This window comes from Winogradskyella sp. 266wxhm (genome assembly GCF_058964685.1).
In genome coordinates, this window is record NZ_CM179559.1 from 3620085 (window position 1) to 3639660 (window position 19576).

At 33.4% G+C, this 19576-nt stretch carries 20 protein-coding genes; 15 read left to right on the plus strand and 5 right to left on the minus strand.

The genetic code is table 11. From position 1 onward, the window contains the following. The first annotated feature begins 38 nt into the window (after positions 1 to 38). From AC2H4K_RS16355 to AC2H4K_RS16420, 14 genes are all read left to right on the plus strand, one after another. Positions 39 to 1922: a CocE/NonD family hydrolase gene (locus AC2H4K_RS16355; protein ID WP_493742627.1), complete on the plus strand. Its 1884-nt coding sequence runs from the start codon at positions 39 to 41 to the stop codon at positions 1920 to 1922. 47 nt (positions 1923 to 1969) lie between these two features. Next, a complete protein-coding gene (locus AC2H4K_RS16360; RefSeq protein ID WP_281139463.1) occupies positions 1970 to 2926 on the plus strand; it encodes a YheT family hydrolase in 957 nt (318 codons plus the stop codon). 165 nt (positions 2927 to 3091) lie between these two features. Next, positions 3092 to 4630, plus strand: a complete 1539-nt coding sequence (locus AC2H4K_RS16365; RefSeq protein WP_281139462.1) for a YifB family Mg chelatase-like AAA ATPase — start codon at positions 3092 to 3094, stop codon at positions 4628 to 4630. Positions 4631 to 4692: 62 nt separating this feature from the next. Continuing rightward, the gene (locus tag AC2H4K_RS16370) at positions 4693 to 5964 is read left to right on the plus strand and encodes an LVIVD repeat-containing protein (protein WP_281139461.1); all 1272 of its coding nucleotides are present in this window, start codon (positions 4693 to 4695) and stop codon (positions 5962 to 5964) included. A 118-nt stretch (positions 5965 to 6082) separates the two neighbouring features. After that, positions 6083 to 6640, plus strand: coding sequence for an RNA polymerase sigma factor (locus AC2H4K_RS16375; RefSeq protein WP_281139460.1), 558 nt, complete (start codon positions 6083 to 6085; stop codon positions 6638 to 6640). Then, entirely contained in the window at positions 6637 to 8052 is a 1416-nt protein-coding gene (locus AC2H4K_RS16380) for a hypothetical protein (RefSeq protein WP_281139459.1), read from the plus strand. Before AC2H4K_RS16375 ends, AC2H4K_RS16380 begins: the two co-directional genes overlap by 4 nt. Before the next feature lie 83 nt (positions 8053 to 8135). Continuing rightward, positions 8136 to 9248: a DUF2891 domain-containing protein gene (locus AC2H4K_RS16385; RefSeq protein ID WP_281139458.1), complete on the plus strand. Its 1113-nt coding sequence runs from the start codon at positions 8136 to 8138 to the stop codon at positions 9246 to 9248. Next, entirely contained in the window at positions 9248 to 10471 is a 1224-nt protein-coding gene (locus AC2H4K_RS16390; protein ID WP_281139457.1) for an Nramp family divalent metal transporter, read from the plus strand. Before AC2H4K_RS16385 ends, AC2H4K_RS16390 begins: the two co-directional genes overlap by 1 nt. Then, positions 10468 to 11208, plus strand: coding sequence for a 5-oxoprolinase subunit PxpA (gene pxpA, locus AC2H4K_RS16395; protein WP_281139456.1), 741 nt, complete (start codon positions 10468 to 10470; stop codon positions 11206 to 11208). The genes AC2H4K_RS16390 and pxpA overlap by 4 nt, the downstream gene beginning before the upstream one ends. 6 nt (positions 11209 to 11214) lie before the next feature. After that, positions 11215 to 11934: a 5-oxoprolinase subunit PxpB gene (gene pxpB, locus AC2H4K_RS16400; protein ID WP_281139455.1), complete on the plus strand. Its 720-nt coding sequence runs from the start codon at positions 11215 to 11217 to the stop codon at positions 11932 to 11934. Between the two features lies 1 nt (position 11935). Beyond that, complete coding sequence (locus AC2H4K_RS16405; RefSeq protein ID WP_281139454.1) at positions 11936 to 12781, plus strand: 5-oxoprolinase subunit C family protein; 846 nt, start codon at positions 11936 to 11938, stop codon at positions 12779 to 12781. Positions 12782 to 12866: 85 nt separating this feature from the next. Further along, positions 12867 to 13370 (plus strand): hypothetical protein, encoded by a 504-nt coding sequence (locus AC2H4K_RS16410; RefSeq protein WP_281139453.1) that lies wholly within the window; start codon positions 12867 to 12869, stop codon positions 13368 to 13370. A gap of 12 nt (positions 13371 to 13382) precedes the next feature. Next, positions 13383 to 14078, plus strand: coding sequence for a hypothetical protein (locus AC2H4K_RS16415; RefSeq protein WP_281139452.1), 696 nt, complete (start codon positions 13383 to 13385; stop codon positions 14076 to 14078). Continuing rightward, positions 14030 to 14848: a sensor histidine kinase gene (locus tag AC2H4K_RS16420; RefSeq protein ID WP_281139451.1), complete on the plus strand. Its 819-nt coding sequence runs from the start codon at positions 14030 to 14032 to the stop codon at positions 14846 to 14848. The genes AC2H4K_RS16415 and AC2H4K_RS16420 overlap by 49 nt, the downstream gene beginning before the upstream one ends. Before the next feature lie 2 nt (positions 14849 to 14850). Here AC2H4K_RS16420 and AC2H4K_RS16425 read toward each other — a convergent pair whose 3' ends face one another. The 3 genes from AC2H4K_RS16425 to panB all read right to left on the minus strand — a co-directional run bounded on the left by AC2H4K_RS16425 (position 14851) and on the right by panB (position 16843). Next, the gene (locus AC2H4K_RS16425) at positions 14851 to 15555 is read right to left on the minus strand and encodes an RluA family pseudouridine synthase (RefSeq protein WP_281139450.1); all 705 of its coding nucleotides are present in this window, start codon (positions 15553 to 15555) and stop codon (positions 14851 to 14853) included. A 1-nt stretch (position 15556) separates the two neighbouring features. After that, entirely contained in the window at positions 15557 to 15913 is a 357-nt protein-coding gene (locus tag AC2H4K_RS16430; RefSeq protein ID WP_281139449.1) for a four helix bundle protein, read from the minus strand. Between the two features lie 111 nt (positions 15914 to 16024). Next, complete coding sequence (gene panB, locus AC2H4K_RS16435; protein WP_281139448.1) at positions 16025 to 16843, minus strand: 3-methyl-2-oxobutanoate hydroxymethyltransferase; 819 nt, start codon at positions 16841 to 16843, stop codon at positions 16025 to 16027. Between the two features lie 108 nt (positions 16844 to 16951). Here panB and AC2H4K_RS16440 point away from each other — a divergent pair, with 108 nt between their 5' ends. After that, a complete protein-coding gene (locus AC2H4K_RS16440; protein ID WP_281139447.1) occupies positions 16952 to 17407 on the plus strand; it encodes a nuclear transport factor 2 family protein in 456 nt (151 codons plus the stop codon). Between the two features lie 77 nt (positions 17408 to 17484). Here the strand turns inward: AC2H4K_RS16440 and AC2H4K_RS16445 are convergent, their stop codons facing one another. Both AC2H4K_RS16445 and AC2H4K_RS16450 read right to left on the minus strand, forming a co-directional pair. Continuing rightward, positions 17485 to 18909 (minus strand): L-serine ammonia-lyase, encoded by a 1425-nt coding sequence (locus tag AC2H4K_RS16445; RefSeq protein WP_281139446.1) that lies wholly within the window; start codon positions 18907 to 18909, stop codon positions 17485 to 17487. 118 nt (positions 18910 to 19027) lie between these two features. After that, entirely contained in the window at positions 19028 to 19531 is a 504-nt protein-coding gene (locus AC2H4K_RS16450; protein WP_281139445.1) for a dihydrolipoamide dehydrogenase, read from the minus strand. Positions 19532 to 19576 lie beyond the last annotated feature (45 nt).

Consider the following 19576-nt stretch of genomic DNA (forward strand, 5'->3'; position numbering starts at 1 on the left):
CTCATTATCTTTAGAACTTTCAAAAAACCAACCCTAATATGATTAAGAATTTTACGCTCATTTTACTACTATGTCTCGCTTTAGTTAATTGCAAAGACGAAAAACATCAAGCTCTCGAAAATCCTGAAACAGCTAAAGTTGAAGACGCGTTTGTTAAGGATAATTACACTAAAAAAGAGGTCATGATTACCATGCGAGATGGTATTAAGCTACATACAACCATCTATTCTCCAAAAGACACCACTAAAACGTATCCTATGTTAATGATGCGTACACCATACAGTTGTAGACCTTATGGAAAAGATGAATACAGAAGTAAAATAGGACCAAATAAATACCTTATGGAAGAAGGTAACATTATGGTGTATCAAGATGTTCGCGGTCGTTGGAATAGTGAAGGAGTTTATGATAATATGCGAGCTTATATTCCAAATAAAACAGGAAACGAAACTGATGAAGCCAGTGATACTTACGATACCATTGAATGGTTAGTCAATAATGTTGAAAATAACAATGGCAAGGTTGGTACATATGGTATTTCGTATCCAGGATTTTACACGACGTATTCGCTGTTAGATGCACATCCAGCTTTAAAAGCAGCATCTCCACAAGCGTGTATTGGAGATTTCTTTTTCGATGATTTTATTCATAATGGAGCATTTTTATTGAGCTATTGGAGGGCAACTTCTGTTTTTGGATATATGAAAGATACACCAACAACAGAATCTTGGTATGAATTCCCAGATATAGGTACAGAAGATCAGCATCAGTTTTTCTTAAATAACATGCCATTGAGCAAATTGAATAAGTTTTACGACAGTACCAATGTGTTTATGGGACAGATAAAAACACATGTCACGTATGATGATTTCTGGAAACCTAGAGGTATCATTCAGCATTTAAAAGATATAAAACCAGCAACGATGGTTGTTGGCGGTTTCTTTGATGCCGAAGATTTATATGGCCCTTTCAATACCTACAAAAACATTGAAAAGAATAGTGATAATTACAACACCGTAGTTTTTGGCCCTTGGAGTCATGGTGATTGGGCAAGAAGTTCTGAAAGACAGGTTGTGGGTAATATTCACTTTGGAGATAGTATTTCAGACTATTTTCAAAAGGAAATTGAAACTAAATTCTTTAATCATTTCTTAAAAGGTGAAGGTGATGGCAAAACAGGATTACCAGAAGCACAAATGTTTAATACAGGTACAAAATCATGGCAATCTTTTGAAAGTTGGCCACCAAAAAACACAGCTAAAGAAAGTTACTTTTTACAACCTTACGAGCGTTTAACGCAACGTGCTACAAGAAATATAGCGACGTCAGATTTTATAAGTGATCCAAAGAAACCAGTGCCATACACTGAAGATATTAAAGTTGGATTCACACCACGAAAATTCATGACAGACGATCAGCGTTTTGCATCGAGACGCCCAGATGTACTAACCTTTGAAACTGAAGTTTTAGAAAATGATATTACACTTGCAGGTGATATTTTAGCGAAACTAAACGTATCAACTACAGGAACTGCAGCTGACTGGATTGTAAAAGTAATAGATGTATATCCTTCAGATACAGAGAACACAGACGATGTTCAAGATCATCTAAAATTGAGTAATTACCACATGATGGTACGTAGCGAAGTGTTGCGTGGTCGTTTTAGAAATAGTATGGAAAAACCTGAACCTTTTGTGCCAAATCAAAAAACGGCAGTAAACATTAAGTTGCAAGATGTGTTTCATACGTTCAAAAAAGGACATAAAATTCAGGTACAAGTACAAAGTACATTCTTCCCTTATATAGATGCAAATCCGCAGACGTATGTAGATAACATTTTTGAAGCTAAAGAGGAAGATTTTAAAACGCAAACGCATAAAGTGTTCAACGATTCGTTTATTGAGTTTACAGTTTTGAGATAAACAGTCTTTGAGCTAACTGCCAAAAACTAATAGCCAATAGCTAGAACATGCCAATAATACAATCCACATACAAACCACCATTTTGGGCAAAGAAAAGCTTTGTGTCTACAGTATTTTCAGGATTGGCCAGAACAGTAAATGGAGTAGTGCAAACAAGAGAACGTATTGAGTTAGACGATGGTGATTTTATAGATGTAGATTGGAGTTATGCAGAAAGTCCTTCGGAAAAAGTGATTATCTTACTTCATGGTTTAGAAGGCAATGCGCAACGACCATACATTACAGGAACCGCTAAATTATTCAATAAAAATGGAGTAGATGCTTGCGCTGTAAACTTTAGAGGTTGTAGTGGCGAGCCTAACCGTTTATTTAGAAGTTACCATTCTGGTGCAACGGAAGATTTAGAAGCAGTTATTAACCATATTTTAGAGAAAAATAAATACAGCGACATTTATATAAAAGGTATTAGTTTGGGAGCTAATATGGTTCTAAAATATGCTGGTGAACGTGAGCAATTGCCAACTCAACTCAAAGCAATAATTGCTGTTTCAGTACCCTGTTATTTAAAAGGGTCTTGTGATGCTTTATTAAGCTTAAAGAATAAACACTACGCTATTAATTTTTTAAATCATTTAAAAGGAAAAATAAAACCAAAACTACAGCAATTCCCTCAAAATATATCGATTACGGATTTTAATGAAATTAAAACTTTAATAGACTTTGATCATGTTTATACGTCTAAAGCACATGGTTTTAAAGATGCTTATGATTATTACGAGCAAGCCAGCTGTTTGCAATTTTTACCAAATATTAAGATTCCTACACTTGTCATAAATGCGCTTAATGACTCCTTTTTATCTCCAGAATGCTATCCTGTAAAAGACGCTAAAAATAATCCAAATATCTATTTAGAAATGCCAAAGTATGGAGGGCATGTTGGGTTTATTGATAAACGAAATTTATACTATAATGAGAAGAGGGCTTTGGATTTTATAAAAAACTAAACACGATCTTGCTCTGCTATTCTTAACTGTCACACTGAGCCTGTCGAAGTGCTGTTTCAGAATTTCATATATTACATTATGTTACACACTGAAACAAGTCCAGTGTGACAAGTCATGTTTTTTTATTCTGCTCAATTTTCCTACATTTAAGCAAATCAATTATTTATGCTCAAAAAAGTTTTTGGAAGCGCCGTTTTTGGTGTCGAAGCTACAACGATTACCGTAGAGGTTAATGTAGATAAAGGTGTAGGTTACCATTTGGTCGGACTTCCAGATAATGCCATAAAAGAGAGCAATTACCGTATTGCAGCAGCGTTGCAAAATAACGGTTATAGAATTCCTGGAAAGAAGATTACTATAAACATGGCTCCGGCTGATTTACGTAAAGAAGGCTCGGCTTACGATTTAACTTTGGCCGTTGGAATTTTAACAGCATCTAATCAAATTAAGGCAGAAAATTTAGACGAGTATCTCATTATGGGCGAATTGTCATTAGATGGTAGTTTACAACCTATAAAAGGCGCCTTGCCTATTGCAGTAAAAGCTAGAGAAGAAGGTTTTAAAGGTTTTATTCTGCCAAGTCAGAATGCCAAAGAAGCAGCAATAGTCAACGACTTAAAAGTTTATGGAGTTGATAATATAGAACAGGTTATTAATCATTTCGATAAGGGTGAAACCTTAGAGCAAACCATCATCAATACACGAGAGGAATTCTATAAAAACCTCGATTTCCCTGAGTTTGATTTTGCAGATGTCAAAGGTCAAGAAAGTATAAAGCGTTGTATGGAAATTGCAGCTGCAGGTGGTCATAATATTATTCTTATCGGCCCACCAGGCTCTGGTAAAACCATGTTAGCAAAGCGTTTGCCAAGTATTTTACCACCAATGACACTCCATGAAGCTTTGGAAACGACCAAGATTCATTCGGTGGTGGGGCGTGTAAAAGATCATACAGGTTTAATGGCGCAACGACCATTCAGAAGTCCACATCATACAATTTCAAACGTCGCCTTGGTCGGAGGTGGAAGTTATCCGCAACCTGGTGAAATTTCACTATCGCATAACGGAGTTTTATTTTTAGACGAGTTACCAGAGTTTAAGCGTGAAGTTTTAGAAGTTATGCGTCAACCGTTGGAAGATAGAGAAGTGACCATTTCTAGGGCAAAGTTTACTGTTACTTATCCAAGTTCGTTTATGTTGGTTGCAAGTATGAATCCAAGTCCAGGTGGATATTTTAATGATCCTGATGCACCTGTAACGTCTAGTCCTGCGGAAATGCAACGCTATATGAGCAAAATTTCGGGACCTTTATTAGATCGTATCGATATTCATATTGAAGTGACTCCAGTACCATTTGAAAAACTTTCTGATGACCGAAAAGGCGAATCATCCGTAGATATTAGAAAACGTGTTACATCAGCTCGAGAATTGCAAACCAAACGCTTTGAAGATTTGGAAAATGTGCATTACAATGCTCAAATGAACACCAAACAGATTCGTGAGTTTTGCAAACTAGACGAAGGTTCTCTAGAATTATTAAAATCGGCTATGGAACGCTTAAATCTTTCGGCAAGAGCTTATGACAGAATCTTAAAAGTATCAAGGACTATCGCTGATTTAGAAGGTTCAAATGATGTTACTGGGACACATATAAGCGAGGCTATACAATACCGTAGTTTGGATAGAGATGGCTGGTTAGGTTAATTTTTTTTTAAAATTTACTGCAACCTTTTGTGCTTTTTTCATCTTTTAAGAAAACCAATATTATGAAGCATAAAATTTTACCTCTAGTTCTTTTTGTTGCAGTGTGTTTGCCTTTCACTAGTTGTGATAAAGGTGATGATGGATTGTCAGATCCAGTTTCAGTTACAGTACCTATCATTAAGTCAAAATCTGAGTTCAGAAATTCAATAGCAATCAGTAGTGCTCAACCTACTAATTCAGATGGAAAAATCTATGTTTATGGTGATTTACTATTTTATATAGCGCAAAATTCAGGTATACATATTTTTGATAATCAAAATCCTGCCTCACCGCAAAATCTTTCATTTATTCAACTAGAAGGAGTCAATGATATTTCTGTAAAAAATGATATTCTTTATGCTGATAACTATATGGATTTGGTAGTTTTTGATATTAGCGATATTTCTAATATACAAATGGTTAATGTAGAGGAAGATATGTTGCCTTATTATGCCACATATCCAAATGATGTATCTTTTTTTCAGGATAATATTTATCCAACATCAGAAGACGAATTTATAGCAAGTTTTACTACAATACAGATGGAAAGAAGCGATGCTGAAAATAATCCTCACATATACCAGTGGGAGACGAGTATTTTTCTTGGGAATTTTGATGGAGCAGTCTCAGGAAATGAAGTTGGTGTTGGAGGTTCATATGCTAAATTTCAAATTCTTAATAATGCTCTATATACTATAAATGACTATTCGTTATTGACGTTTGATATCACGAATTATAATGCCATTACGCAGGTTTCCGAAACTTGGATGAATGCTTGGTTTGGTGGCGAATTAGAAACGACCTTTATTAGAAAAAACTTTATGTTCATTGGTGCTACAAATGGTATGCATATCGTAAGTTTGGAGGATGTGTTTAATCCGGTTTACACTTCTTCATTTTTGCATGCTACGGGTTGTGATCCTGTTGTGGTAGAAGAAAACACTGCCTATATCACAGTGAGAGGCGGAAATAGTTGTGGTGCAATAGAAGACCAAGTTAATGTTATAGATGTTACCGATATTTCATCACCAATAGAATATTCTACTTATTTTTTATCAAGTCCCTACGGATTGGGAGTTAAAAGTGATATTCTCTATGTATGCAATGATGATGGTATTAATGTTTTTAATGCTGAAAACCCTAATCAGATAGTTTTAGAAAACACTTATGATGTAAACGCAAAAGATGTTATTCCGTTGTCATCTCACCTTATAGCTGTAGGTGAAAATGTGATTCATCAATTCAATTATACAGATAATTTCGGACTAGAATTAATAGGTAGTGTTCAATTTTAAATCAAAATTTTAGCGAAATAACCTGAATTAAAAATCTCAATATGAAATAGTTGTTGATGTTTCAACTGTAAATATTAATACATTTATAATATCGATAAACCTGTAGACTAAGACCAACTTGGATAACAAATTAAACCCACTCATACGAAAATGTATAGAGAACGATAGTGAAGCGCAGCGAGAGTTGTACCAGCTGCTTTCACCTGTCCTGTATGGGATTTGTCTAAAATATATGAAAAATAAAACTGAAGCTGATGATGTTTTTCAAGATGCATTTATAACGCTTTTTCAAAAAATAAATCAGTATCAATTTAAAGGAAGTTTTGAAGGTTGGGCAAAACGCATATTTGTAAACGAAGCTTTAGAAGTATTGCGTAAAAAACAGCGTCGACTGCATGTAGCGGTTGATACTGAGATTCAGATTGAAGATACCTGCGAAAAAAGTAATGAAAACAGAAAGTTTTCTATATCGCAAAATGAATTGTTAGAGCATATTCAGCAATTACCAGATAATTATAGAGTGATTTTTAATCTTTTTGTTTTTGAAGGTTTTAGTCACAAAGCAATTGCTGAAAAATTGAATATGGCAGAGGGAACATCAAAGTCATTACTAAGCAGAGCAAAAAGCCTGTTAAGATCAAAAATTAATGAAAAAACAAGTAAAAAAGTATCATGAAGAAAGATGATATTGAAGACATATACAGTGAATTAAAGTCCTTTACCAAAGAGCCGCCTGAAGAGCTATGGGACAATATAGAGGCACGTCTACATCCTAAGAAGAAGCGTAGAGTAGCTTTTTGGTTTTGGGGTTCGGCTGCTGCAGTTTTGGTATTAATGTTCGGATATGTGTTTTATGATTCCGTAAACCCGAATATTGTTATACCGATAAAGGATTCTGAGAATCAGATTTCAAACATACAGCAACCTAATGTAGAGTCAAATGAAGTTAAATCTGAGACAGATAAAATAAAGGAAGACAGTGTTAGCGAAATAGATAAAGATTCATTGCAAATAAGAAACAAAGAAGCTAATGAAGCGTTACAACGAAAAATAAATGAAAGTCAATTAGCTTCTAAAGATAATTCTGCTAAGCAGATTAATAATCAAGAAAAAAATAAGCGCAATGAGAAATTATTGAATGAAGGTTTAAAAGGTGTAAGTAAAGTAGCTAATATTACTGATGATGATAATCTGAATGGTAAAGAAGGAGAACAACTAAAAAGTAAAGAAAGTATTCTTGATTTGTCAATAGTACATAAAAAGTTGCTTGATGAAACTAAAATAACTGTTATCGCAGAAGTAGATTCATTAGTAACAGAGAAAAAAGAAGGAAAATTAGATTTGTATAAAGAATTAATGGCAGAAAACAATCATGAAAAAGATTCGTTACTCACTAAAATTGCAGATAATTCAAAATGGTCCATGGAGGTTTTGGGAGGTCTATCTAATACTGCTTCTGATGCATCGTTGCAAGGTACATCAGTAAATACTGAAGCAATAAACAGCTTTGTGTATACCTTTAAAGTAGGTTATGCTATTTCGGATAAGCTTTTAGTAAAAACAGGTGTCGGGAAAAATAGTTTAGGTCAAGAGATTAATAATATTGTTTATGGGACATCAGATAGTTCGTTTAGTCCTTCTAATGGTGCTCAATCTATAGTAAGTGATCAGTCCTTTGTTTTTTATGCGTCTCCAGATTTAATTACTGATTTTACGTCATCCGTAGAGTATAATGAAAATGGTAGATTACAGCAACAGCTCGATTATATTCAAGTGCCTTTGGAAATTTTCTATAAATTATTTTCGAAGGAAACGTATGATATTTCTCTAGGCCTTGGTGGAAATGTGAATTTTATAACGAATAATATAGCTTATTTAAACAATGAAGAAATAGGTGAAAATATAGGTGTTAATAATACAGTGCTAGGCGCTACTATAAATTCAAACTTTTCATATAATCTAACCAAAAAAACTATTCTATTTTTTGAACCAAGTTATAACTACTTTCAAAAACCTATAGATAATACAGCGCAAGATTTTAAAAACACGCAATTGAGGCTTCTTTTTGGTTTGAGATTTCAGCTTTAAACATAGTATTATACATATTTAAAACCTGGTTTTGATGTAGAATTACATTTTAACGTATTTTTACTAACATCTTATTTAGTCCTATGAAATACGTTTACTACATTCTCATTTTATCAACATTTCTTAATTGTCAAAATTCTCATGAAACAAAAAGGGATATCGAAGTTGATACTAAAATCACTAAGGTTGAATCCCCAAAATTAAATTTGGAGCAAGCCAATCGCTTAGCACAATTGCCAATTCACTGTATCAATACTGAATATCCAAACAAGTTAGGGCAGACTATAGGAAGTGATGAGGATTTAAAATCACCTCAAGAATTGCATCCAGCGTTTTATGGTTGTTTCGATTGGCATTCTGCTGTTCATGGGCATTGGAGTTTAGTAAAACTGTTGAAGGAGTTTCCAAAGTTGAATAATCGTGATGAAGTCATTCAAAAATTATTAGCTAACATTTCAAAAGAAAATATTCAGCAAGAAGTTCTTTATTTTCAAGGAAAGCACAATACATCATACGAACGTACTTATGGTTGGGCTTGGTTGCTTAAACTGGCAGAAGAATTACATACTTGGAATCACCCTGAAGCTAAGGTTTTAGAAGAAAATCTTCAATCTTTAACAGATTTAATAATACAACGTTATTTAGAATTTTTACCAAAGCTAAATTATCCAATTAGAGTAGGAGAGCATCCTAATACTGCTTTTGGGTTAAGTTTTGCTTACGATTATGCGGTAGCCGTAAATCATGTAGAACTGAAAAACTTAATAGAAAAACGTGCTAAAGATTTTTATACAGAAGATCAAGATTGTCCTTTGGAATGGGAGCCGAGTGGTTTTGATTTTTTGTCGCCTTGTTTAGAGGAAGCTGCTTTAATGAGGCGCGTATTACCAAATGAAGAATTTTTAACTTGGGTAAACGATTTTCTTCCAGAGCTTAAAGATGAAAGCTTCAATATTGAAGTCGGTAGAGTTTCGGATAGAACCGATGGGAAATTGGTGCATTTAGATGGGGTTAACTTTTCAAGAGCATGGAGTTTAAATTATATTGCGAAAGACTTACCTGAGTTTGCTCATCTTCAAAATTTAGCAAACAAGCATATTAATTATTCCTTGCCAAGCATTGTTGGTGATAGTTATGAAGGAGGTCATTGGCTCGGAAGTTTTGCTATTTATGCTTTAAATTCAATAGGAAACTAATGAAAAACTGGTTCCGAAATATTGGACCAGGACCATTAGTTGCAGCAGCTTTTATTGGTCCAGGTACCGTAACGGTTTGCACTTTGGCAGGTGTTAATTTTGGTTATGCATTGCTTTGGGCAATGGTATTATCCATCTTTGCAACCGTAGTATTACAAGAAATGGCGGCGAGATTAGGTATAGTATCTCAAAAAGGTTTGTCTGAGGTTATTCGAGAAGAGATTAAAAACCCAATTATAAAAAGCTTTAGTGTTGTTTTGATTCTTAGTGCTGTTGTGGTTGGAAATGCAGCTTATGAAGCTGGAAATATCAGTGGAGGCGCTTTAGGATTAGAAACGATATTAGGAAGCCTTTCGGTTTCAATCGTTGGTTTGGAACTTAAAATTTTACCATTGTTGATTGGTTTAGTTGCTTTTGTGCTGCTTTACTTGGGCAATTACAAGGTAATTGAGAGAGCCTTGGTGGCTATGGTGATTTTAATGAGCTTATCATTTTTGATTACAGCAATAATGACGAAACCAAATTTATCAGCCGTATTCAAAAATATGGTTTTACCCAATTTTCCTGAAAAGAGCATTTTGACTATAGTCGGAATAATAGGTACAACCGTTGTGCCTTATAATTTGTTTTTGCATGCCTCGCTATCTAAAACTAAGTGGCACTCAAAAAGTGATATTACTTTCGCGAGAAAAGACACGATTATAGCTGTTGTGCTAGGAGGTATTGTTTCTATGTGTGTCATTATTTCTGCTTCAGCAATACAAACCGAGGATATTGCAAACGCAGCAGATTTAGCTAAAGGCTTAGAGCCGCTCTTTGGAGTAAATGCTAAATATTTTTTATCCATTGGCTTGTTTGCGGCAGGCATTACAAGTTCTATTACTGCTCCACTTGCTGCAGCTTATGTGGCAACAGGTTGCTTAGGATGGAAAGCCGATTTAAAATCGTTACCTTTTAGAGCGGTTTGGATGTTTATCGTTTTGCTTGGAGTGGTATTTTCTTCCATAGGTTTTAAATCTATAGAGATTATAAAGTTTGCTCAAGTAGCTAATGGATTGTTGTTACCTATCATAGCTGGTTTTTTATTGTGGGTGGTGAATAAGTCTTCGGTTTTAGGTGCTTATAAAAACTCAAAAGTTCAAAATCTATTAGGTGTCATTATTTTGTTTATTACTATATTTTTGGGAATGAAAGGAATATTAAGTGTTTTTAATGTTATATGAATTCAAAAACTATTGATATAAATGCAGATGTAGGAGAGGGATTAGGTAATGAAGCTGGTTTAATGCCTTTTTTATCCTCATGCAATATTGCTTGTGGTGGTCACGCAGGAGATATAGAGACTATGACTGAAGTTATGCGCTTAGCAAATAAGCATTATGTAAAAATTGGCGCACATCTTTCGTTTCCTGATAAAGAAAACTTTGGAAGGGCTATAATGAAATTGTCATCTACAGACTTGTACAATAGTTTGAAAGCGCAAATTAGAAGTTTGCAGAGTGTGCTTCAGAAAGAAAAAGCTCAATTACATCATGTTAAACCTCATGGAGCTTTATATAATCTTGCGGCTAAGGATGAAAAAACGGCAAAAGTAATTGTTGAGGTTGTAAAGCGTTTAGAGTTGTCATTATCGATATATGCTCCTTTTAATTCCGAATTAGCACGAGTAGCAAAACAGGAAAATATAGAAGTGGTTTTTGAGGCTTTTGCGGATAGGAATTATAATGATGATTTATCCTTGGTGTCTCGGCAAAATAACGATGCTGTTATCTCTGATAAGGTTGAAGTTTTGAACCATATATTATATATGAAAAACCATGAAAAAGTAAAGACTGTAAATGGGGCAGAGGTGTCATTAAAGGCATCAACGTTTTGCGTTCATGGAGATACTGAAAACGCTCTAGAAATTTTACGTTTTTTAAATGAGGAATTGCCAAAAAAGAATATCAAAATTCGTTAGTGATTTATGAATTACGATTTGAAATTTTCACTTTATAATGAGCGTTCAATTCTTATTGAATGGCCATCATTTATTGATGAAAATATTTTAAAAAGTATACTTAGTTATAAAGAACGACTTCAAAAGATTTATATTAAACAAAAAGTTGAAATAATAAATACATATAACTCAATATTAATATTTTATAATTTTACTATAGATAATTTCAATGATGAAATTTTAAAGCTAAAATCACTTAAAAATCGTCATTTAAGAAATGAAATAGCAAAAGCTAAATTGTGGGAGATCCCTGTATGTTACGATGATGAATTTGGTATTGATTTAAGTGAATTTTCAATGCGAAAAAAACTAACAAAATCAGAAATAGTTAAGTTGCACTCAGAAGCTATTTATACGGTTTATTTTATTGGTTTTTTACCTGGCTTTTTATACTTGGGAGGACTTAATTCAAAGCTACATTTTAATCGTAAATCAACACCAAACCTCAATATAAAAAAAGGGTCGGTTGCTATTGGAGGAATGCAAACAGGAATCTACCCACAAAACAGTCCAGGCGGTTGGCATATTATAGGTAAAACACCAATCGATTTATTTGATGCCAAAATGAATCCTCCGTGTTTTATTTCTGCTGGAGATAAGGTTAGATTTAAATCTGTTGATTTAATTGAATATTCGGAATTAGAGCAAAAAGTAAAATCTGAAAGTTTTTTCTTAAAATCAGTTTAGGATGCTTAAAATATTAAAAGCAGGATTTTACACTTCAATACAGGATATTAGTAGGTTTGGTTTTAGGGAATATGGAGTGCCAATTTCTGGTGCTATGGATTCCTATTCTGCTAAGTTTGCAAATTCACTTTTGGGTAATGATGCTAATTGTGCGGTTATGGAGATGACGATGATTGGTCCAAAGTTATTATTTCAAGAGCCTACGGCAATTGTTCTTTCCGGTGCAAATATATCGCCTAAAATCAATAATGTTGAGGTTGAAATGGATTCGGTCTTATCAGTGAAAACAGGAGATATATTAACCTTTGGAAGGCTTCAATCAGGATTGAGAACTTATTTAGCTATAAAAAATGGTTTTCAAAGTGAAGAAGTTCTCAAAAGCAAAAGTATGTACAAAGGAATTACTCGAGATTCAAATTTGAAAGATCATGAAACAATCAAATTTATGCCATTCTCACATAAAGACTCAGCTAAACATGCTTCTGTAAAGTATGATGAATCTATGCTGTTTCATAACGTTTTAGAGACTTTTAAAGGACCTGAATTTGATAAACTTTCGCCAAATCTTCAAGAGTCGTTACTTAATTCTGAATTTAAGGTTTCAATTCATGATAGAATGGCATATCAGCTAAAAAGTCTAGGTAGAAATAATTTAGATCAGATTTTAACGTCTCCAGTTTTACCTGGCACAGTTCAGCTAACTCCTTCTGGAACTTTGTTGGTGTTAATGAGAGATTGTCAGACAACAGGAGGTTATCCAAGGGTTTTGCAATTAACAGAAAAGGCTATAAATATTTTGAGTCAAAAAAATACAGGAGCACAACTTAGATTTAGATTAAAAGTATAGTTTTGTAAGAAAATAAATTTAAAAGTTTTTTATAAGCATAAAAATCAATAAATTGGAAAGCTATTAATTGATTAATACTACTCTTATGAAAAAAGTTTTGCTCTTTATTTTTGGTCTTGCTATAGGTATTTTAGCAACCTATTTATTTTTAAACCCTATTGAAAATTCAGAAACAATGACAGATCCAAAAGGATTAATTAGTCCAGAACAAATCAAAAAATTAGATCAAGCTTATAATAGTAGGCATACTTTAATAAGTGATTCGTTAATAGATACGCCAGATAACAGATCTTCTTGGTACTCTATTGAAGAGATAGAATCCTATATAGAGTATGCAAAAAATCAAGCATCTGAATTAGGTTACACTTTAGATGGACTTAGGCTATATGCAGGTGCGTATCCAGATACTGAGGAAGGTCCAGGACTAATGACAATGTTTTTTGTGCCAACTGGGGTGAAAAATATGTCTGAAGGCTCTACGATACCTATCGCTCAAGGTGGAGGTGGAAAAGGCGAAGATATTGATGGTGGTGATGGATTGAATCATGGAAGTGAAGGTGTTCCTCCAGAAGCTAATTATCCACAGTAAATAAAAATTTAAATGCCTATTTCTATAGTAGCTATACACATTGTGGAATTAATAGCTGCTCTTGCGGGAACTTACTACTATTTAAGAACCAAAGATAGTCAAATGAGAATATTCATTTGGTATCTGTGGTTTGTGGTATTCGTAGAGACTTTAGGAATGTATGCGTATTTATTACGTAATAACTACGATTATTATTGGTATATATGGCTAAAAAACAGTGTGATATGCACTAATACTTGGTTGTACAGTATATATGATTTTGTTAGTATTATTATTTTTGGAAAGTTTTATTTGAGGATAATTGAAAGTCAATCTTCAAAAATAATCATTAAAGCCATAATACTTCTATATGCTACTTTTACTATTTTATATTTTTTAATTAGTGGTACTTTCTTTGAGAAATCAATACCTTATGATTTTTTATTGGCAACATTTACTGTTCTTATTTTTGTTATTTTATACTACAAAGAACTGCTGAGTAGTAATAAAGTACTATTCTTTTATAAGTTGCCTAACTTTTATATAAGTTCAGGTTTACTTCTATTTTTTTTAAGTACATCACCTTTGTTTACTTTTGATACTTACTTTTATGAAGTTAACAAAAGTTTTGTTGAGTTTAGATACACGTACATGTTAATAGTTAATACGTTTTTATATTCATGCTTTACATTTGCTTTTTTATATACAATTCAATTCAAAAAAGAATAACAGAAGAGGAGATTGCATTGATTGTCTATGTTGTCTTTTTTGTTTTAATTATTGTTGTTGTTTTTGTAACTTTTTTTGTAACTTTTCAAAAACGAAAAAACCAATTATTACTTGAAAATATTGAGCAACAAAAAAAGTTTGATGAAGAACTTCTCTTAACTCAGCAAGAAATTCAAGAAGAAACCCTTAAAAATGTTGGTAGAGAACTGCATGACAATATTGGGCAGCTATTAGCTTTTTCAACTATGCAGATGAATGCTGTGGCTAAAGCTGTACCAGATGAAGTGAAATCAAAAGTCAGCAATGCTTCTGATAGCTTGAAAGAATCTTTAGCTGCCGTACGTTCATTATCAAAATCATTGAATAATGATGTGTTGAGTACGCTTAGTTTTGAGTCTGTTTTGCAAAATGAAGTAGAAAGACTAAATAAATCGGGATTAATAGAAGTAGAGTTGAAAATTTCTGGTTGCGATGAGAATTTTGAAAACAAAAAAGATCAAATCATTTTGTTTAGAATGATACAAGAGTTTTTTTCTAACACACTCAAGTATGCACAAGCAGAGCATATAGATGTTCTTTTGAATTATAACGAACAAGAGCTATCAATTAACATAAAAGATGATGGAGTTGGCTTTGATATCAATAAAGCAGAGAAAGGCTCTGGTTTAATTAATATTCATAAAAGAGCCGAGCTCATTAATGCTAAACTGGAACTAAAATCTCAATTAGAACAAGGGACAAGTCTACATATTTTGTATCCTTATCGTTAGGTTTAATGTTCACAGGCTTGCCATAATGCGTCTTGAGGAACAGGAGCAATAATCTTGAGAGCTTCTTTTTTTACTGGATGTATAAACTCTAGGGTTCTAGCATGTAAGCTTATACTGGCATCTTTATTACTTCTATCAAAACCATATTTTAAATCACCTTTTATTGGGCAGCCAATGGATGATAGTTGTACTCTAATTTGATGATGTCTACCAGTTTCTAAATCTACTTCTAGTAAATAAAAGTTGTCAAGCTTTTTTAATACCTTATATTTTAGAATAGCCTTTTTACTATTATCAACTTCATTAGGAAAGGCTGTAGATTTATTATTCTTTGGATTTTTGCGCAGCCAATGAATGAGCTGATCTTCAGTTTTTGGAGGTTCATTTTTCACAAGTGCCCAATAGGTTTTTTTAGCAGATTTTTCTGAGAAAAGTTTATTTAATCTTGGTAATGCCTTACTGGTTTTGGAGAATAAAACAATGCCTGTTGTAGGTCTGTCTAGTCGATGTACAACTCCAAGATACACGTTGCCAGGTTTGTTATACTTGTCTTTTAAATAAGACTTAACAACTTCACTTAAAGGCTTGTCTCCAGTTTTATCTCCTTGTACAATATCACCAGCACGTTTGTTGACTACTATAATGTGGTTGTCCTCGTATAGGACTTGTAAGTTAGATTTGTTAGATCGTTTAGACTTCTTAGACATTTTAGGTTTTTAGAGAGGATTTAAATTTTGAAATCATTTTTATAATTTCATTTAAGTCATTGATTACTTCCTTTAACTCTTGCTCTGAGATAAATTTTAAATCATAAGCAATTAATAACTGCGTTTCTATTTCGTAAGCAGAACCTATTGATATGGTTAAGAATCGCGTAAAATCTTTATTAGAAGATCTTGATGAGCCCTCGGCTATATTTGAAGGAATAGAAACTGATGCTCTTCTCAATTGATTAACTAAACCAAATTTTTCTGTTTCAGGGAAGTCAGCTGTTAATTTGTAGATTACAGAACAGAAAGCTCTACTTCTTTGCCATATTTGAAGTTCTTTAAATTTATGAGCCATAGAAATTAATTTAGTTTAAAAAAGCAATCTACTTAGTCTAAAAATCTAACAGTCTAACAATATAATCATGTCTAAAGCTTCTAACTAGTCTAATGATCTAATTAGTCTAATTTAATACTGTTCATTCTTGTTTGGAAAATCCTGAATTTTCACATCCTCAACATATTGACCAATAGCTTTGGTCATATCGTCAAAAAGATTCATATAACGACGTAAAAATCTTGGGTTAAATTCATGTGTCATACCAACCATATCATGAAGAACCAAAACTTGTCCGTCTACACCATCACCAGCACCAATACCAATGATAGGAATTGATACACTTTCAGCAACTTCTTTTGCAAGCTTAGCAGGAATTTTTTCAAGAACAATAGCAAAACAACCTGCTTTTTCTAGCATTAAAGCATCTTCTTTAAGCTTTTTGGCTTCCTCTTCTTCTTTTGCTCTAACAGTATATGTGCCAAATTTGTAAATGGATTGTGGTGTTAGACCTAAATGCCCCATCACAGGAATTCCAGCATGTAAGATTCGTTTCAATGATTCTTTAATCTCTTTTCCACCTTCAATTTTTACGGCATGTCCGCCAGACTCTTTCATTATCCTGATGGCTGAACGTAGAGCTTCTTTAGGGTCACTCTGGTAAGTTCCAAAAGGTAAATCTACAACGACGAGAGATCTGTCTATAGCTCTAACTACGGATGAAGCATGATAGATCATTTGATCTAAAGTAATCGGTAGTGTGGTTTCGTGACCAGCCATAACATTACTGGCAGAATCACCAACAAGGATAACATCAACACCAGCACCATCAACTATTTTTGCCATAGTGTAGTCATAAGCTGTTAGCATTGATATCTTTTCGCCTCTAGATTTCATTTCTACTAGGCTCTTTACAGTGATTCTTTTATATTCTTTTTTTGCTGTTGACATTGTGTTTTTATTATTGAAATGTAAAAATACTGAGATTTAATAAACTTTTCTTTACTTTAAGTGCTAAATACTATCAAATCTTTAATTTGAACTAATATTCCAATAATTATGAAACAGTTACTATTAATTTTTTCTTTTCTATTCGTTTTATCTCTACAGGCGCAAAATCCCGAAGAAAAAGCTGCCAAACAAGCTGTCGTAAAATTCTTTGAAGCTTTTCATAAACAAGATACTATAGCTTTAAGAGCCATGACTAAAGGAGATGTAAGATTGCAATCTATCTCTGTTGATAAAGAAGGTAAATCAATTTTAAACGAAAGTAAATATGGTCAATTTTTGAAAAATATAGCCAGTATTCCAAAAGACAGAACTTTTGAGGAGAAGCTTCTAGACTTTAATGTTCAAGTTGATGGAAATATGGCAAATGTATGGACACCATATGAATTTTGGTATCAAGGAAAGATGAGTCATTGTGGAGTGAATTCCTTTCAGCTAATGAAAGAAGGTGATAGCTGGAAGATTATTTATTTAGTAGATACTAGACGAAGAGAAGGTTGTAAATAAAGTTCCAAAAACTAAATTCCAAATTCCAAAAAACATTCGAGTTAGAGTTCCTTCCCTTTGGGAAGGTTAGGATGGGTCTAACAATCACTCAAATGAACACCAACAGCCAATCCACCTTCAGAGGTTTCCTTGTATTTAGTATTCATATCCTTAGCGGTTTCCCACATCGTATTTACAACCTTATCTAAAGGTACTTTTACGTTGTTTGGGTCAGTATCTAAAGCTAGTTCAGCGGCATTGATAGCTTTTATGGCTCCCATAGAGTTACGTTCTATACAAGGAATTTGTACCAAACCACCAATAGGATCGCAAGTTAAACCTAAATGATGTTCCATAGCAATTTCAGCAGCTACTAAGACTTGCTCTGGTGTACCACCTAACAATTCACAAAGTGCACCAGCAGCCATAGCTGAAGATACACCAATTTCGGCCTGACAACCTCCCATGGCAGCACTTATAGTTGCTCCTTTCTTAAAAATACTGCCAATTTCTCCTGCAACTAACAAGAATTTTTTGATGTGTTCAAAATCAGCTTCATGATTTTCAATCACCATATAATACATTAACACAGCAGGAATAACACCAGCACTACCGTTAGTTGGTGCTGTTACTACGCGTCCAAGAGAAGCATTAACTTCATTAACAGCCAGTGCAAAACAGCTTACCCATTTTAGGATTTGCCTAAACTTAACTTCAGTTTTTCGGATGGTTTTTAACCATTCTTGTGGACTTTCGTAAGTAAAGTCACCAATTAAATTTTTGTGCATGTCAAAAGCACGACGACGCACATTAAGTCCGCCAGGTAAATTACCTTCGGTATGGCAACCAAGATACATACACTCTAGCATAGTATCCCAAATACGTTTTAGTTCAAAATCTATGTTATCTTCATCTCTAATAGATTTTTCATTTTCCAATACTACACCTGAAATAGGCAAACTAAGCTGGTGACAAAATTTCAACAATTCATCTCCGTAAGATGTTGGATAAGGAAATGTACAATAGAAGATAATTTTATTGGCTTTGGAAACTTTTCGTTCTTCCTGTACCACAAAACCACCGCCAATAGAGTAGTAGGTAGATTTGTAATTTCTACCATTAATTAATGCAGAAAATGATATACCGTTAGCGTGAAACGGTAAAAATTTCCGGTTGAATTTAATGTCTGTTTTAAAATCGAAAAACAAAGGTCTTTCATTATTAAACATTAGTGTATTTGTATTCTTGATAGAAGCAATTATAACGTCTATAGTATCAACAGGAATACGTTCTGGGTCTGCACCTGTTAAGCCTAAAAGAACAGCTAAGTCGGTAGCGTGGCCTTTTCCTGTTAAGGATAAAGATCCATAAAGATCTACTGTGATTTTTTCTACTTTTTCAAAACGCTTTTTATCCTTTAATTCTGTAATCCAGCGTTCTGCAGCACGCCAAGGTCCTAAAGTGTGCGAACTAGATGGTCCTACACCAATTTTAAGCATATCAAAAACAGAAATACATTCCATTCAATAATCGATTTAGTTATGACAAAGATATGAGTTGTTTGTTCAAAGCATAATCTTAAAAACAAAAAGTCCGAAAATTATTTTCGGACTTTTTGCTATATAATTTTAAAGTTATTGATTATTCCACATAATTCATAACTTCACCATAATTGTTAATGTCAATATCGTTACTGTTTATTAAATCAACAGGTAAAACTACAACTCTAAAGATCTGGTTTATTCTTTCGTCATCCAAGACTAAATTATAGTCAAATGTAGGATGAGATTCAATAAAAATAGTTACAAAGTCAAAGTTGTGTTCAAAATTATACTGAAATTCTTCAGTGTCATTTACATAAACGGTCTCTGGAAGTGATTTCCAAACGTCATAGCCGTCCACCACATCTACAAGTCTATATACTAAAACCATATCAGATTCATATAAATCAATATCTAATGGAATTTCAACAGTTTCAGCATAGTTATTTGAAGAAGTGAAGTCTAAATTCACCTCAAAGGATTGCCCTACAAAGTTGACACCATTTTGTCCACTTGAACCAGGAGGTCCTGGAGGGCCTGGATCACCTTCACAAGCCGTTAGTATAAAAGTAAGTGATAATAGTAGAAAGGTTATTTTTTTCATGGTAAAAAGTTTTAATTAATAATACTAAAGTACTTCTATTATATC

Excerpts from the sequence above, each read along its gene's own strand:
- AC2H4K_RS16355 (WP_493742627.1), top strand. The coding sequence starts at position 39 with ATGATTAAGAATTTTACGCTCATTTTACTACTATGTCTCGCTTTAGTT.
- AC2H4K_RS16360 (WP_281139463.1), top strand. The coding sequence starts at position 1,970 with ATGCCAATAATACAATCCACATACAAACCACCATTTTGGGCAAAGAAA.
- AC2H4K_RS16365 (WP_281139462.1), top strand. The coding sequence starts at position 3,092 with ATGCTCAAAAAAGTTTTTGGAAGCGCCGTTTTTGGTGTCGAAGCTACA.
- AC2H4K_RS16370 (WP_281139461.1), top strand. The coding sequence starts at position 4,693 with ATGAAGCATAAAATTTTACCTCTAGTTCTTTTTGTTGCAGTGTGTTTG.
- AC2H4K_RS16380 (WP_281139459.1), top strand. The coding sequence starts at position 6,637 with ATGAAGAAAGATGATATTGAAGACATATACAGTGAATTAAAGTCCTTT.
- AC2H4K_RS16385 (WP_281139458.1), top strand. The coding sequence starts at position 8,136 with ATGAAATACGTTTACTACATTCTCATTTTATCAACATTTCTTAATTGT.
- AC2H4K_RS16390 (WP_281139457.1), top strand. The coding sequence starts at position 9,248 with ATGAAAAACTGGTTCCGAAATATTGGACCAGGACCATTAGTTGCAGCA.
- pxpA (WP_281139456.1), top strand. The coding sequence starts at position 10,468 with ATGAATTCAAAAACTATTGATATAAATGCAGATGTAGGAGAGGGATTA.
- pxpB (WP_281139455.1), top strand. The coding sequence starts at position 11,215 with ATGAATTACGATTTGAAATTTTCACTTTATAATGAGCGTTCAATTCTT.
- AC2H4K_RS16405 (WP_281139454.1), top strand. The coding sequence starts at position 11,936 with ATGCTTAAAATATTAAAAGCAGGATTTTACACTTCAATACAGGATATT.
- AC2H4K_RS16410 (WP_281139453.1), top strand. The coding sequence starts at position 12,867 with ATGAAAAAAGTTTTGCTCTTTATTTTTGGTCTTGCTATAGGTATTTTA.
- AC2H4K_RS16415 (WP_281139452.1), top strand. The coding sequence starts at position 13,383 with ATGCCTATTTCTATAGTAGCTATACACATTGTGGAATTAATAGCTGCT.
- AC2H4K_RS16420 (WP_281139451.1), top strand. The coding sequence starts at position 14,030 with ATGCTTTACATTTGCTTTTTTATATACAATTCAATTCAAAAAAGAATA.
- AC2H4K_RS16425 (WP_281139450.1), bottom strand. The coding sequence starts at position 15,555 with ATGTCTAAGAAGTCTAAACGATCTAACAAATCTAACTTACAAGTCCTA.
- AC2H4K_RS16430 (WP_281139449.1), bottom strand. The coding sequence starts at position 15,913 with ATGGCTCATAAATTTAAAGAACTTCAAATATGGCAAAGAAGTAGAGCT.
- panB (WP_281139448.1), bottom strand. The coding sequence starts at position 16,843 with ATGTCAACAGCAAAAAAAGAATATAAAAGAATCACTGTAAAGAGCCTA.
- AC2H4K_RS16440 (WP_281139447.1), top strand. The coding sequence starts at position 16,952 with ATGAAACAGTTACTATTAATTTTTTCTTTTCTATTCGTTTTATCTCTA.
- AC2H4K_RS16445 (WP_281139446.1), bottom strand. The coding sequence starts at position 18,909 with ATGGAATGTATTTCTGTTTTTGATATGCTTAAAATTGGTGTAGGACCA.
- AC2H4K_RS16450 (WP_281139445.1), bottom strand. The coding sequence starts at position 19,531 with ATGAAAAAAATAACCTTTCTACTATTATCACTTACTTTTATACTAACG.